Genomic DNA, 14,677 nt, shown 5'->3' with positions numbered 1-14,677 from the left:
GAAAATTCGAATTTTACAGGATAGATATTTTTCAAATTCGACCAACTTGGCGTGAATGAGGAAACCTATTTTGCGTCCCTGCCCGTAGACTTTCCTGCAAGACGGCCAACTATCCCGGCTGTCCGATTTCGGTGTCAACGCTGCGGCACAACCCGGCGCAGGCGCCGGTAGTTCCAACGCAGCACGCCGCGCGCCGATCCGCGCGGCAGGAAACCATGTCTCTCGCAGCAGCACCCGCAAGAACCGGCCTGGGCCTCTCCGGCGCCGCCATGCTTTTCACCGCTCCGGCGCTATTCGCCTCCAACATGGTGGCGGCCCGCTGGGCTCATGACGCCAGTCTCCCCCCTGTCTTCCTGGCCTTCGGCCGTTGGCTGATCGCGCTGCTGATCCTCCTGCCGCTGGCCGCGCCCGCCTTGCGCTCGCACCGCAAGGCCCTGTGGCGCGCCCTGCCGTCGCTGGCGCCACTGGCCGTGCTGGGCATGGGAGTGGCGGTAGCGCCGCAATACATCGGCGCCCAGAGCACTAGCGCTACCAATATCGCGCTGATCTTTTCGTGCAGCCCCATCCTGGTGGCGCTGCTGGAAGCCGCTATCTGGCGCAAGCCGCTATCCGCCCAGCGCGGCGCCGGCCTGATGCTGGCACTGAGCGGGGTGCTGGTGGTGCTGGCGCGTGGCGACGCGCAGGCACTGGCCAAGCTGGCATTCGGACAAGGCGATCTGTGGGTATTGCTGGCCGCGACCGGCTGGGCCCTCTATACGGTGCTGCAAAAGCGCTTGAGCCTGCCGGCGGTGCCGGACAGCGCCCGGCTGGCGACCATGATGCTGGGCGGCGTGCTGGCGCTGGCGCCCTTTGCCGCCATCGAGACCGCCGCCGGCGCCACGCCGCCTTGGGGCGATCCGCGCCTGGCCGCCGTGCTGCTGTTCCTGGCGGTGGTACCCAGCTTGGGCGCGTATTACGTGTACGGCCGCCTGATCAGCCTGGCCGGCCCCGCCACGGCAGGGCTGTCGATGTTCCTGGTGCCGGTTTATGCCGCGCTGCTGGCCTGGCCGCTGCTGGGCGAGACCCCGCAGTTGTTCCACGCCTATGGATTCGTGATGATCCTGCTGGGCGTAAAGCTGGCCTCGTCGCGCATGCGCGCGGCGGCCCCGACGGCCGCCGCCCCCGCCTGACACGCGCCACGCAGGCTCAGCGGCCCGCGCCCTGGGCCGCCATCACTTCCTGCGCGACCTGGCGCGGCGCTTCCGCATAGTGCTTGAACTCCATGCTGTAGGTCGCGCGCCCCTGGGTCAGGGACCGCAGCGACGTCGAATAGCCGAACATCTCGGCCAGCGGCACTTCGGCGCGCACCAGCTTGCCGCCACCGCCCGCGATGTCCTCCATGCCCTGCACCATGCCGCGCCGCGAGGACAGATCCCCCATGACGTTGCCGGTGAAGTCCTCGGGCGTTTCCACCTCGACCTGCATCATCGGTTCAAGCAACACAGGGTCCGCGCGGCGCATGCCTTCCTTGAACGCCATCGCGCCCGCCATCTTGAAGGCGTTCTCGTTCGAATCCACATCGTGGTATGACCCGAAGAACAGCGTCGCCTTCACGTCCACGACGGGATAGCCCGCCAACACGCCGGCATTGAGCGCTTCGCGTATGCCCTTGTCGACAGCCGGGATGAATTCGCGCGGCACTACGCCGCCCTTGATGGCGTCGACAAATTCGTAGCCCTTGCCCGGTTCCTGGGGCTCCAGCTTAAGCACCACATGGCCGTACTGGCCCCGCCCGCCGGACTGCTTGACGAATTTTCCTTCGACCTCGTTGCAGGTCTTGCGGATGGTTTCGCGATACGCCACCTGGGGCTTGCCTACGGTGGCCTCGACGCCGAATTCACGCTTCATGCGGTCGACCAGAATTTCCAGGTGCAACTCGCCCATGCCGGAAATAATGGTCTGGCCGGACTCTTCATCCGTGCGCACGCGGAAAGAAGGATCCTCTTGCGCCAGGCGGCCCAATGCAATGCCCATTTTTTCCTGGTCGGCCTTGGTCTTGGGCTCCACGGCCTGGGAAATGACCGGCTCGGGAAAGACCATGCGTTCCAGGATGATGACGTGCGCAGGATCGGTCAGCGTGTCGCCGGTGGTGACGTCCTTGATGCCCACCGCCGCGGCGATGTCGCCCGCATAGACCTCGGTAATCTCGCGCCGCTCGTTGGCATGCATCTGCAGGATGCGCCCCAGCCTTTCGCGCTTTTCCTTGATGGGATTGAAAACCGAATCGCCCGATTTCACCACGCCAGAATACACGCGGAAGAACACCAACTGGCCCACGAAGGGATCCGTCATGATCTTGAAGGCCAGGGCCGAGAACGGTTCGTTGTCGGCGGGATGGCGTTCGATTTCATGGTCGCGCTGATCGTGGCCCTTGATGGCGGGCACGTCCACGGGCGACGGCATGTAATCGATCACCGCGTCCAGCATGGCCTGCACGCCTTTGTTCTTGAATGCGCTGCCACAGAGCATGGGCACGATTTCGTTGGCGATCGTGCGCATGCGCAAGCCTTGCTTGATCTCATCTTCGGTCAGCGGTTCGCCCGACAGATACTTTTCAAGCAAGGTTTCATTGGCTTCCGCCGCCTTCTCCACCATCTTGTCGTGCCACTCCTGCGCCTGCGCCTGCATCGCGGCCGGGATGTCGCGATACTCGAAGCGCACGCCCTGGCTGGCCTCGTCCCAGATGATGGCTTTCATCTTCACCAGGTCGATCACGCCCTCGAAGTGGTCCTCGGCCCCAACAGGCAGCTGGATGGGCACGGCGTCCCCCTTCAGGCGTTCGGCGATCTGCCTTTGCACGCGCAGGAAATCCGCGCCGACGCGGTCCATCTTGTTGACGAAGGCCAACCGTGGCACTTTGTATTTGTTGGCCTGGCGCCAGACGGTTTCGGATTGAGGCTGCACCCCGCCCACGGCGTCGTAGACCATCACCGCGCCATCCAGCACGCGCATGGAACGTTCGACCTCGATGGTGAAGTCCACGTGGCCCGGCGTGTCGATGATGTTGATGCGATGTTCCGGGTAGTTGCCGGCCATGCCTTTCCAGAAAGCCGTGGTGGCGGCCGACGTGATGGTGATGCCGCGTTCCTGCTCCTGCTCCATCCAGTCCATCACGGCGGCGCCATCGTGCACTTCGCCGATCTTGTGGGTGATGCCGGTATAGAAGAGGATGCGCTCGGTGGTGGTTGTTTTGCCCGCGTCGATATGGGCGCTGATGCCGATATTGCGGTATAGCTCGATACGCGTCTTGCGAGTCATGGCCTCTTCCCTTGCAGTGAACTACGGGGCGAAGACGGCAAGCCCGACCGGGCCTTGCCGCGGCGGGCGCCATGCCGCGCAGGGTGTTTGGGAATGGCGAAATCGCGCCCGCACTGATGCATAAATATTACGCGCCATGCGACAAGTTATATAGGCCCCCACGCTTCGCCACTACGTGGCTCTCTGCCCCCCGAGGGGGCTTTTTTTCCTTGGGGCGGCTCGGCGGAAAAAACATTCTTGCGAGCAAAAAAAACCCCTCGCGAACGAGGGGCTTGTCTGCCTTGCACCTGTTTGGGGCAGGCTATTTCTTTTCTTCCTTGACGCGGTACACCAGCACGGCGGTGCTGGCCAGCGACAGGACCTTGGCGGTGACGCTGCCCAGTAGCAGGCGCGACAAGCCGCTGCGGCCGTGGCTACCGATGAAGATCAGATCGCAGCCGGCGTCGGCGGCGGCTTGCACAATGCCATCGGCCACGTTGAAGTTCGACACGGCGCGCGACTCGGACTTCACGCCAGCGGTGTCGGCGCGGTCGGTAATCTGCTTGAGGTACTTGTCAGCCTGCTCGGCGGAAGCCTTTTCGTAGTCTTCGTCGGTAATGGCGTATGCGGCGGCCATGCCGTCGAAACCGATCGTGGCTGCGAAGGGCTGCGTCACGTAGAGCGCGACGATTTCCGCGCCCACGGAGCGCGCGAAGCAAATGCCGGCATTGGCGGCTTGGGCCGAGAGCGGGGAACCGTCGGTGGGAATCAGGATCTTCTTGAACATCTTGCCTGCTCCTGTTTGTGAGGTAGCTCCATGCTACCGGAAACGCGCCAGGTTCACATCAATTGAACCGGGCGCGCCTTGACGCGCATCAAGCGTTCAGCCCAACTGCTGGGCGGCGGCGAACAGGTTGGTGCAGCGGGTGCCGGTGCGGCAGTACGCCAGGACGGGGCCCGGCAGCGTGCGCAGCAGCTCCGCGAAGCGCACCACGTCGGCGGCGGTCATGGCGCTGCCCACCACGGGTTGATATTCGATCTGCAGGCCGGCGGCCAACGCGGCCTTGGAGACGTCGGCTGCGGTCGGCTGGTCAGGGCCGCCTTCGAAATCGGGACGGTTGATGATGACGCTTTTGTAGCCGGCGGCGGCGACGTCCGCCATGTCGTCCGGGCCGAGCTGCGGCGCGACGGCGAAATTCTGGGTCAGGGGCTTGATGGGTGCGGACATGGCGATTCCTTCAATGGCTTCAACGAGATAGCTCTCTATTATTAATTGCTGGCGGCGTTTTGCGCGAAGATTTTTTCCAGATCCGTCCAGACGCCGCGATGATCGACGATCGTGACCGAAAAGCGCAGCATGGTCGACGGCGCCTGGGAGGGCGAAAACAGCGTGCCCGGCGCCAGCAGCATGCCGTGGTCGGCCGCAACGCGCGCCAATGCCTCGGTATCGCGGCCGTAGTCTGCCCACACGAACATGCCCGCATGCGGCTCGTGGTGCACTGTCAAACCCAGCTTCAACAGCCCTTTCAGGCAGCGTTGCCGGGCGTCGTCCACCCTCAGGCGCACACGCTCGATATGGCGCCGGTACTGCCCTTCCATGAGCACGCGGTGAATGACCCGTTCGCCCAGTTCGGGCGAAGTCAGGCCGGCGAGCATCTTGAGGTCCGCCAGTTTTTGCAGAATCTCGGGATTCGCCGCCAGATAGCCCACGCGCAGGCTGGCTGCCAGCATCTTGGAGTAGCCGCCCACCAGGATCACCCGTTTGAGGCGGTCCAGGGCGGCCAGTTTCATGGCCCCGCCCGGATGCAGCTCCCCGTAAGTGTCGTCCTCGATCACCAGGAAATCGTGGCGCTCGGCGATGCGCAGGATGTCATAGGCGGCGCCCGCCGACAGGGTGTGGCCGGTGGGGTTGTGCACCGAACCATTGATGATGAAGAGCTTGGGCTTGTGCTGCGCCGCCAGTTGCTCGAGCAGCGCCGTGTCGGGGCCATCGGGCCCGCGGGGCACGCCGATCAGGCGCGCGCCGAATGCGGCCAGCCGGCCAAAAATGACAAACCAGGCTGGATCTTCGACCAGCACGGTGTCGCCCGGCTTGACCAGATGCCTCGCGATCAGGTCCAGGCCGTGTGTCACCCCGTTCGTGGTCAACAGGTTGAGCTCCGGATGCGCCGGCACGCCATCGTTCTGCAGGAACGCGGCGATCTGCTGGCGCAGCGGCGCGAAGCCCTGGGGATGCCCATAGCTGACCAAGTGGCCGCGCACGGAGCGCCCCACGGCGCGCACCGCCCCCGCCACCATCTCGGGATCCAGCCAATCCGCCGGCAACAGGCCCGCGCCGCCCGGCATGCCTGAAGGATTGGCGTCGCGGAACATGCTGCGCAGCAGCCAGGCGACGTCGATCCGTGCCGGAGGCGCCAGGGACACGGGCGCCGCGCTGGCAACGGCGGCCAGTTGCCCGCTGCGCGCCCGGACGAAAAAGCCGGCGCCCCGGCGCGACTGCACCAGGCCACGGGCGACCAGGCGGTCATACGCCTCGACGACGGTGAAACGGCTGACGCCGGACTGTTCCGCCATCTTGCGGATCGACGGCAGCCGGGTGCCGGGCCGCAGGCCCTGTTCGTCGATACGGCGCGCGAGCCCGTCGGCCAACTGTGCCACCAGAGTGGCATCGGCCTGGCGCACGGGCTGCCAGGGCATGGAGGTGGAAGCAGCGGCAGAAGCAACTGTCATGGAGATTTCACCAGGCCAGTGATTAAAGTGACATGCAAAAGTGTACCGGTACTGTACCGATGACTATGCGTAGAGTGACAGCAATGCCGAAAACCCGCAATAGCGGGTAGCCCTGGCGTTCCCCTCTCTTGGTGGCTGTGATGACCCGTCCCGCTTTCTATCCGACCTCCCAGGGCGCGCCCGCCGCGCCTGCCCCGCTCTGGGAGGGCTACGGCTATGGCTTTCTGGGCGTACTGGTCTTTTCCCTGACACTACCCATGACCCGCCTGGCGGTCGGCGAACTGGCGCCGCTGCTGGTGGGGCTGGGCCGCGCGCTCCTGGCGGCCGTGCCAGCTGTCGCCGTGCTCTGGTTGACACGCGCCCGCAGGCCGAACCGTGAGGAGTGGCCCGGCGTGATCCTGGCCGCGCTGGGCATCGTGGTGGGCTGGCCGTTGGCATCCTCGCTTGCCATGCAATCCGTGCCGGCGGCGCAGGGCGCCGTGTTCAATGGGCTGCTGCCGTTGTCGACCGCCGCCTTTGCCGCGTTACGCAGCGGCGAGCGTCCGTCGCCTGCGTTCTGGACATGGGCGGTACTGGGTGCAGCGCTGGTCACGGCCTACGCCTGGCGGCAAAGCAACGGCACGCTGGAACCGGGCTATCTGTGGTTGCTGGCGGCCGTGCTGCTGGGCGGGATGGGCTATGCCGAAGGCGCCCGCGCCTCGCGCACCCTGGGCGGCGGACGCACAATCTGCTGGGCGCTAGCGATCAGCGCCCCGGTGGTGGCGGCGCCTGTGGGCTGGATGGCCGCGCAACAGGCCAGTTGGCCCAGCGCCCCGGTGATCTATGCCTGCGCCTATCTGGCGCTGGGCTCCATGTTTCTGGGCTTTTTTGCCTGGTATCGAGGCCTGGCCGTGGGTGGAATCGCCCGGGTCGGCCAAGTGCAGTTGCTGCAGCCGTTCCTGACGGTCGTGGCGGCCGCCATGTTGTTTGGCGAATCCGTGGAACCGGCGACCTATTTCTTCGCCGCTGCCGTGATCGCCGTTATCGCCGGCGGACGCCGCGCCATCGTCAGGACCAAAAAATGAATCTGTTTCCCGCCAACTGGGCCGACGTGCCCTTGATGTCGCTGTCCCTGCTGGGCCCCTTGGCGATGTTCGCGCTCGTCAGTTCGATCACGCCCGGACCCAACAATGTAATGCTGGCTTCGTCCGGCCTGAATTTCGGATTCCGGCGCAGCGTGCCTCACCTTCTGGGCGTGAACCTGGGTTTCACGCTGATGATTTTCCTGGTTGGCATCGGGCTGGGCTCGGTATTCCAGCAAGTGCCGCAGCTATACACCGTACTCAAGTACGCAGGCGCGGCCTATCTGCTGTACCTGGCCTGGAAGATTGCGAATTCCGGCGAAATGGACGACGGCGAGGCCCGCGGCAAGCCCTTCACCTTTCTGCAGGCCGCCGCGTTCCAGTGGGTCAATCCCAAGGCCTGGGTCATGGCCGTGGGCGTGATCGCAACCTACACGCCGCAGAACGGCTTCTTCGCCAACCTGATCATTGCCACGGTCGTCTGCGGCATCGTCAACCTGCCCAGCATCGGCATCTGGGTGACTTTCGGCACGGCGCTGCGCCGCGTGCTGCACAAGCCCTGGGCAATCCGCGCCTTCAATGTGGGCATGGCGCTGCTGCTGGTGGCCTCTCTGTATCCGGTAGTACTGGAACTGGTGCACTGACACGGCCGTCAGGCAAGCAATCCCACCACCACGGCGGGCGTGACCAGCACGTTGAACAGGCCCGCCATAACCATCACCAGGCCCGCGACGGCGCCCTCATCGGCCGCCAGTTCGCGGGCCTTGGCCGTTCCGGCGCCATGTGCGCCCATGCCAAACAGCGCCCCGCGCGCCAACGCCGAACGCAACGGCAACCAACGCCTCATCAACTGGCCGAGCGCGGCGCCGAACACGCCCGTGACGATCACGAAAACGGCGGTAAGGTCAGGCACTCCGCCCACATGGGACGACACGGCCACGGCGAACGGCGTGGCCACCGAGCGCGGCAGCAGGCTCAGCCGCAGGTCCGGCGATAGGCCCAGCAGACTGCCTAGCATCCAGGCGCTGGCACCCGCGATCAGGCTGCCCACCGCCACGCCAGCCACCAGCACGGGCCAATAACGCCGGATGAGCGCGCGCTGCTCGTATAGCGGTAGTGCGAAGGCGACGATGACCGGGCCCAGCATCGCCATCAGCCAATGCGACCCTGCCATGTAGTCCCGATACCCGGTATGCAGCGCAATGGCCAGCGCCAGCAGCAGCGCGGGCGCCACGACCAGGGTCGATGTGCACCAGTAAGCGTAGCGCCGGTAAAGCAGGCGCGCGCACACGTATGCCAGCACGGTCGCGGCAGGCCAGAACAGCAGGTTGAAATCAGCCGGCATGGCGGTTCATCCAGCGGTAGCAGAGATCGATGGTCAAGGCGGTGCCGGTCATCACCAGGGCGGTGCCCAGCAGGATGACGGCCAGCAGCTTCAGCCCCAGCAGGCCAAGGAATTCACGATGATCCAGCAGCGACATGACGGCGGGCACGAAGAACAGCAGCATCTCGCCCAGCAGCCAACTGGCCCCCCGGTGCACATTGCGCACGCGCAGCCGGCGCGTGGCCAACAGGAACAGCACCAACGCCATGCCTATGACGCCGCCCGGCACGGGCAGGCCCAGCACTTGGGCCAGCGCCTGGCCCAACAGAGAGAAGAGAACAAGCAGGCAGATCTGAAGCACGCGGCTGCGGCGCAGCCAGCTGCGTAGAAGAATGGCGAGGGGTAGGCGAGACATCGAATGGGTTCCTGCGGGCAGTAGATGTTTTACGCCTCCACGCCATATAGATAAAATGAATTCCTTGAATTCAACTTATTCCAATCAGGAATACGCATGGAACTGCGCCCCTTGCGCGCCTTGGTCGAAGTGGTCCGCCAGGGCGGTTTCTCCCAAGCGGCCAAGGCAGTCTTCGCCACCCAGCCCACCGTGAGCAAGGCGGTGCGTCAGCTGGAAGACGAACTGGGCATGCCGTTGCTGGACCGCCACGCCCAGCCTCCGCGGCTGACGGCTGCTGGCGAAATCGTCTACCGCCGCGCCGTGGCCATGCTGGCGCAGCGCGACGACCTGTATGCCGAACTCGACGAATTGAAGGGGCTCAAGCGCGGCGTGCTGCGCCTGGGCCTGCCGCCTCTGGGCAGCAGCACCCTGTTTGCGCCGATGTTCGCGCGCTTTCGCAGCCGCTATCCGCAGGTCGAGATCAGCCTGGTGGAACACGGCAGCCGCCGCCTGGAAGAAATGGTGATGGCCGGCGAAATCGAGCTGGCGGCCTCGCTCAAACCAGTGCCCGACATTTTTGAATGGCAGCCCGTGGCCCGCGAACCGCTGGTGGCGCTGATGCCCGCGGACCATCCCAAGGCGCGCGCCGACAGCGTGGGGCTAAGCGAACTGCGGGACTCGCCCTTCGTACTGTTCGAAACGGGCTTTGCCCTGAACCGCATCATTCACGACGCCTGCCAGCGTGCCGGCTTCGCACCGTCCATCGCCGCGCGCAGCGGCCAGATCGACTTCATCGTGGCGCTGGTGGCTGCAGGGCTCGGTGTCGCTTTCCTGCCGCGCCTGAAGGCCCGTGAAGAGCTGCATGCCGGCGTGGCGCGCGTGCCGCTGCGCGATGCCGGCACGGACTGGGAAATGGTGCAGGTCTGGCGCCGAGGCGGCTACCTGTCGCACGCCGCCCAGGCCTGGCTGGCCTTGACGCGCGAAGTCCATCCCGAAGTATGCTGATGCCGGAACCCAGCCGCCCCGCCAGGGTCAGATATCCCATGCCCGCCCTAACCCGATTCTCTCCCCGCCGCCTGTTCGCCGTCGCCCTGCTTGCGGGCGCCAGTGTCGTGGGCTGCTCTCAGCTCGATTCCTGGCAACGGCAGACCATTTTTTCTCCCCAGTCCGAACCGCAGACCTGGTGGCGCGAGCCCGCCGCCGGCACCAAGGTCTATGACCTGACGCTGGCCGGCGGCGACAAAATACGCGCTTGGTATTGGCAAAGCCCGCAGGCCGGCGCGCCGACCGTGCTGTACCTGCACGGCGCACGCTGGAACCTGAATGGCAGCGCCTTTCGCATCGACGGCTGGACGCGCATGGGCTATTCCGTGCTGGCCATTGACTATCGCGGTTTCGGGGCGTCGACTCCGCGCCTGCCGTCGGAGGAAAGCGCGCTGGAAGACGCCATGGCCGGCTTGAAGGAACTGGCCCGGATCCAGCCCGATCCGTCACGCCGTTTCATCTACGGCCATAGCCTGGGCGGCGCGATCGCAATCGATCTGGCCGCGCGTCCGGAACAGCCCGCGTTTGCCGGCCTGATCGTGGAGTCCAGCTTTACGAGCATCGGCGCAATGCTGGCCACGCTGCGTTGGGGCAAACTGCCGGGCGCAAGCCTGCTGGTCACGCAACCATTCGCCTCGGTGGACAAGCTGGCCCGCATGCGCACGCCGATGCTGTTCATGCACGGCACCGCCGACCGCGTGGTGCCGCACACCATGAGCGACGAACTCTACGCAGCCGCCAGCAACGTCGCGCCCGAGCTCAAGCGCTTGGTCAAGATCGAAGGCGCCTCGCACTCGGGCGCGTTCCGCAGCGGCGCGCAGTACGAAACCGCGGTAAAGACCTTCATGCAGGACGCGAGCCGCGCCTACCCACGCAAGGCCGGCTAGCCTTCGCGCCCGGAGCAGGCCTTAAGGCCTGCTGCCGCTCCTCGCCCATCCTCAGCACTGCCACACGCCCGCCCGGAAGACCGGCTTCGGGATGACCCGCCCCGGGAAATCCCCGAATCAAAATATCTTCTAAATATATTTGATAGATATTAGACTTTGCACCTGCTCGCCGCTCCGCCATTGAAGCGACGGCATCTTGAGGAGAAGCCAGTTGAGTAACGTGCATTGGCAGGGCGTCTTCCCTGCCGTAACGAGTAAGTTCCATGCCGACGAGACCCTCGACTTCGAGGCGATGCGCAAGCACTTCGGCTTCCTGATCGACAACGGCGTACACGGCCTGGTCACCTGCGGCTCGCTGGGCGAAGCCAGCACCCTCACCCTTGAAGAAAAGCTGGAAGTGACGCGCTGCGCCGTCGAAGTCAGCGCCGGCCGCATTCCCGTCCTGGCCAATGTGTCCGAAACCAGCACTCGCGAGGCACTGCGCTTCATCAAGGCTGCCGTGGAGCTGGGCGTGGACGGCTTCATGCTGATGCCCTCGCTGATTTACGTGGCGGACTCGCGTGAAGCGATGCAGAGCATCCGCACCATGGCCGAAGCGGCGCAAAAGCCCTGCATGATCTACAACAACCCCGTTGCCTACCGGGTGGACCTGAAGCCCGAGCACATGGCCGAACTGGCCGACTGCAAATGGCTGGTCGCCATCAAGGAAAGCAGCGACGACGTGCGCCGCCTGACCGACCTGCGCAATGCGCTGGGCGACCGCTACCAGCTGTTCATCGGCGTGGACGACCTGTCGTTCGAAGCGTTGGCGCTGGGCGCGGACGGCCTGCTGGCCGGACTGGTCACCGCCTTCCCGCGCGAGACGGTAGCCCTGTACGACCTGATGAAGGCCGGCAAGTGGCAGGAAGCGCTGGCGCTCTATCAATGGTTCACGCCGCTGCTGCACCTGGACGTTTCGACCAAGCTGGTACAGAACATCAAGCTGGCGGAAACCATGGCGGGCGTGGGCAACGAATACGTGCGCCGCCCTCGCCTGCCGTTGACCGGCGCTGAGCGCGAACGCTGCGCTGCCATCATCCAGGCCTCGCTGGCCAAGCGCCCCGCGCAGTACCAGTCGAAGTAAGGCCGGGCTCCGGAAGAAGCACGAATCCCTTGGCGCGTGGCGGGGCCGCGACGCGCCAGGGCCTGTCCTCCCGCAAGCCTAACGGACATCATGCAAAGCGACATCATTCTTCAGACCCGGGGCCTGAGCAAGGAATTCCGCGGCTTCGTGGCCGTCAACAATGTCAACATGAGCGTGCGCCGCGGCGCCATCCATGCGCTCATCGGCCCCAACGGCGCGGGCAAGACCACTTTCTTCAACCTGCTGACCAAGTTCCACATCCCGACGCGCGGCGAGATCCTGTACGACGGCGTGGACATCACGCAGGAACGCCCCGCGCAGACCGCGCGCCGCGGCATCGTGCGCTCGTTCCAGATATCCGCCGTCTTCCCACAACTGTCGGTGCGCGAGAACGTGCGCGTGGCCCTGCAGCGCAAGCTGGGCGTGGACTACTGCTTCTGGCGTTCGGAAAGCACGCTGGAAAGCCTGCATCACCGCGTCGAGGAACTGCTGGACCAGGTCGGGCTGCGCACGCACCTGGACGTCGCCGCGGGCGACCTGCCCTATGGCCGCAAACGCACGCTGGAGATCGCGACCACGCTGGCGCTTGAACCCGAGCTATTGCTACTGGACGAGCCCACCCAGGGCATGGGCCACGAGGACGTGGACCGGGTCAAACACCTGATAAAGCAGGTATCCGCCGGCCGCACCATCCTCATGGTCGAGCACAACATGAAAGTGGTGGCAGATATCTCCGACACCATCACCGTTCTGCAACGAGGCGAAATCCTCGCCGAAGGCCCCTACGCAAGCGTCTCGGAAAACCCAGCCGTGCGCGAAGCCTATATGGGAGTCGAAGATGAATGAAGCCGCCTCGGGCGCAACCTCCAACATGCTGGAGATCCGCAATCTGCACGCCTGGTACGGCGAATCGCACATCCTGCATGGCATCGACCTGGACGTGAAGCCGGGCGAATGCGTCACCCTGCTAGGCAGGAACGGCGCGGGCCGCAGTTCGACCCTGAAGTCCATTCTGGGCCTGGTGGGCCGCCGCAGCGGCTCCATCCGTATCCAGGGCCAGGAAACCGTGGGCCTGCCGCCGCACAAGATCGCGCGGCGCGGCATCGGTTACTGCCCCGAGGAACGCGGCATCTATGCGTCGCTGAGCGCCGAGGAAAACCTCATGCTGCTGCCCTCGGTAGGACCGGACGGCATGTCGGTGCAAGAGATCTACGAGATGTTCCCCAACCTGAAAGAGCGCGCGCACAGCCCCGGCACACGGCTGTCGGGCGGCGAACAGCAGATGCTGGCGATGGCGCGCATTCTGCGCACCGGCGCCCGTCTGCTATTGCTGGACGAAATCACCGAAGGCCTGGCCCCGGTCATCGTGCAGTCCCTGGGCCGGGTGATCCGGCAATTGAAAGAGCGCGGCTACACCACCGTGCTGGTCGAGCAGAACTTCCGCTTCGCCCAACACCTGGCCGACCGCCATTACGTCATCGAGCACGGTCAGGTCGTAGCGGTAATCGACCGGACCGAGGTCCAGCAATCGCAAGACAAGCTGAATGCCCTGCTCGGCATTTGATTTGAGTGTTCCAGCCTCATTCCTTCCGACCGCAGTCCCCTTCCTACACGGAGCGTAGTCAGATGAAATTGAATCGAATCGCAGCAGCGCTGTTCTCTGTCGGCATGATCGGCGCCGCCCAAGCCCAGGTCAGCGACGACGTGGTCAAGATCGGCGTGCTGACCGACCTGTCCGGCGTCTATTCCGACCTGGCCGGCAATGGGTCCGTGATCGCCGCCCGTTTGGCGGCCGAAGAGATGGGCAACAAAGTGCTGGGCAAGCCGGTGGAAGTGGTCTCTGCCGATCATCAGAACAAGCCCGACGTCGCCGCCAACCTGGCACGCGAATGGTTCGACCAAGGCAAGGTCGACATGATCACCGACTTCCCCACGGCGTCCACCGCGCTGGCGGTGATGGAGATCGCCAAGCAGAAGAACCGCGTGACCATGCCTTCGGCGGGCCTGTCCACCGCCATCCTGGGCGAGAAGTGCTCGCCGCTGAACGCCCAATGGACGACCAACACTTACGCCCTCGCCGCCGGCACGGCCCGCGCGCTCGTCAAGGAAGGCAAAAAGAGCTGGTACTTCATCACCGCCGACTACACCTTCGGCCACTCGCTCGAAAAGGACGGCACCGAGGTCATCCAGGAGAACGGCGGGAATGTGGTGGGGGTATCGCGCCATCCCTTCCCCGGCAATGACTTTTCCTCGTTCCTGCTGAAGGCGCAAGCTTCGAAGGCGGACGTCATCGCACTGGCCAACGCGGGCAACGACACGGTCAATGCGGTCAAGCAAGCCAACGAATTCGGCATCAACAAAAAACAGATCGTGGCGCCGCTGCTCACCTATATTTCGGACGTGCACAGCATGGGACTGGCCAAGGCGCAGGGCATGTACCTGACCGAAGCTTTCTACTGGGACTATGACGACGCTTCGCGGGCGTGGGCACAGAAATTCTTCGAGAAGGCCAAGAAGATGCCGACCGCTTCGCAGGCCGGTGTGTATTCCGCCACGCTGTCCTATTTGAAGGCGATCGAAGCCGCCGGCACCGATGACGCGCCGGCCGTGATGGCCAAGCTGCGCGAAATGACCATCAACGACCCCGTGATCCGCAACGGCAAGCTGCGCGCCGACGGCGCTCTGGTGCACGACATGTTGCTGCTGCAGGTAAAGACGCCCAAGGAATCCAAGGCGCCCTGGGACTACTACAACGTGAAGTCGGTGCTCAAGGGCGAGGACGTATTTCCCAAGCCCCAGGCCGCGTGCTCGCTGAACAAGACGTAAAGCCGCCATGCG

General features: G+C 64.8%; 15 protein-coding genes. 9 read left to right on the top strand and 6 right to left on the bottom strand.

The genetic code is table 11. The features are described 5' to 3' along the window. Positions 1-215 precede the first annotated feature (215 nt). Positions 216-1,169 (top strand): DMT family transporter, encoded by a 954-nt coding sequence (locus CEY08_RS26030; protein WP_232033763.1) that lies wholly within the window; start codon positions 216-218, stop codon positions 1,167-1,169. A gap of 16 nt (positions 1,170-1,185) precedes the next feature. On the opposite strand, the gene fusA is transcribed toward CEY08_RS26030, so the two are convergent. The 4 genes from fusA to CEY08_RS26010 all read right to left on the bottom strand — a co-directional run bounded on the left by fusA (position 1,186) and on the right by CEY08_RS26010 (position 6,006). Then, a complete protein-coding gene (gene fusA / locus CEY08_RS26025) occupies positions 1,186-3,297 on the bottom strand; it encodes an elongation factor G (RefSeq protein ID WP_042796379.1) in 2,112 nt (703 codons plus the stop codon). Between the two features lie 301 nt (positions 3,298-3,598). Further along, positions 3,599-4,063: a universal stress protein gene (locus CEY08_RS26020; RefSeq protein WP_042796378.1), complete on the bottom strand. Its 465-nt coding sequence runs from the start codon at positions 4,061-4,063 to the stop codon at positions 3,599-3,601. A 96-nt stretch (positions 4,064-4,159) separates the two neighbouring features. Then, positions 4,160-4,504 carry a protein tyrosine phosphatase family protein gene (locus tag CEY08_RS26015; protein WP_042796377.1) on the bottom strand — a complete coding sequence of 115 codons (345 nt, stop codon included), beginning with the start codon at positions 4,502-4,504 and terminating at the stop codon, positions 4,160-4,162. A 41-nt stretch (positions 4,505-4,545) separates the two neighbouring features. Further along, a complete protein-coding gene (locus CEY08_RS26010; protein ID WP_076816310.1) occupies positions 4,546-6,006 on the bottom strand; it encodes an aminotransferase-like domain-containing protein in 1,461 nt (486 codons plus the stop codon). 140 nt (positions 6,007-6,146) lie between these two features. Here CEY08_RS26010 and CEY08_RS26005 point away from each other — a divergent pair, with 140 nt between their 5' ends. Both CEY08_RS26005 and CEY08_RS26000 read left to right on the top strand, forming a co-directional pair. Continuing rightward, positions 6,147-7,070 carry a DMT family transporter gene (locus CEY08_RS26005; RefSeq protein ID WP_042796376.1) on the top strand — a complete coding sequence of 308 codons (924 nt, stop codon included), beginning with the start codon at positions 6,147-6,149 and terminating at the stop codon, positions 7,068-7,070. Further along, on the top strand, positions 7,067-7,711 hold the full coding sequence (locus CEY08_RS26000) for a LysE family translocator (RefSeq protein ID WP_042796375.1): 645 nt from the start codon (positions 7,067-7,069) through the stop codon (positions 7,709-7,711). Before CEY08_RS26005 ends, CEY08_RS26000 begins: the two co-directional genes overlap by 4 nt. An 8-nt stretch (positions 7,712-7,719) precedes the next feature. Here the strand turns inward: CEY08_RS26000 and CEY08_RS25995 are convergent, their stop codons facing one another. Together CEY08_RS25995 and CEY08_RS25990 are read right to left on the bottom strand one after the other, a co-directional pair. Beyond that, positions 7,720-8,412, bottom strand: coding sequence for an LrgB family protein (locus tag CEY08_RS25995; RefSeq protein WP_042796374.1), 693 nt, complete (start codon positions 8,410-8,412; stop codon positions 7,720-7,722). After that, a complete protein-coding gene (locus CEY08_RS25990) occupies positions 8,402-8,806 on the bottom strand; it encodes a CidA/LrgA family protein (RefSeq protein WP_042796373.1) in 405 nt (134 codons plus the stop codon). The genes CEY08_RS25995 and CEY08_RS25990 overlap by 11 nt, the downstream gene beginning before the upstream one ends. A 96-nt stretch (positions 8,807-8,902) precedes the next feature. Between CEY08_RS25990 and CEY08_RS25985 the strand changes: the two genes are divergently transcribed. The 6 genes from CEY08_RS25985 to CEY08_RS25960 all read left to right on the top strand — a co-directional run bounded on the left by CEY08_RS25985 (position 8,903) and on the right by CEY08_RS25960 (position 14,665). Continuing rightward, the gene (locus tag CEY08_RS25985) at positions 8,903-9,790 is read left to right on the top strand and encodes a LysR family transcriptional regulator (protein ID WP_063639726.1); all 888 of its coding nucleotides are present in this window, start codon (positions 8,903-8,905) and stop codon (positions 9,788-9,790) included. Positions 9,791-9,828: 38 nt separating this feature from the next. Then, positions 9,829-10,716 (top strand): alpha/beta hydrolase, encoded by an 888-nt coding sequence (locus CEY08_RS25980; protein WP_042796371.1) that lies wholly within the window; start codon positions 9,829-9,831, stop codon positions 10,714-10,716. Positions 10,717-10,927: 211 nt separating this feature from the next. Then, positions 10,928-11,839, top strand: a complete 912-nt coding sequence (locus tag CEY08_RS25975) for a dihydrodipicolinate synthase family protein (protein WP_063639727.1) — start codon at positions 10,928-10,930, stop codon at positions 11,837-11,839. A 90-nt stretch (positions 11,840-11,929) separates the two neighbouring features. Then, complete coding sequence (locus CEY08_RS25970) at positions 11,930-12,685, top strand: ABC transporter ATP-binding protein (RefSeq protein ID WP_082884515.1); 756 nt, start codon at positions 11,930-11,932, stop codon at positions 12,683-12,685. Beyond that, positions 12,678-13,403: an ABC transporter ATP-binding protein gene (locus CEY08_RS25965; RefSeq protein ID WP_063639728.1), complete on the top strand. Its 726-nt coding sequence runs from the start codon at positions 12,678-12,680 to the stop codon at positions 13,401-13,403. Before CEY08_RS25970 ends, CEY08_RS25965 begins: the two co-directional genes overlap by 8 nt. A gap of 62 nt (positions 13,404-13,465) precedes the next feature. Then, complete coding sequence (locus CEY08_RS25960) at positions 13,466-14,665, top strand: ABC transporter substrate-binding protein (RefSeq protein WP_063639729.1); 1,200 nt, start codon at positions 13,466-13,468, stop codon at positions 14,663-14,665. The last annotated feature ends 12 nt before the right edge of the window (positions 14,666-14,677 follow it).

Source organism: Achromobacter insolitus, from assembly GCF_002209555.1.
GTDB lineage: Bacteria > Pseudomonadota > Gammaproteobacteria > Burkholderiales > Burkholderiaceae_B > Achromobacter > Achromobacter insolitus.
The sequence above is the reverse complement of the archived record's forward strand: the minus strand, read 5'-3'. Positions and strand labels throughout refer to the sequence as shown.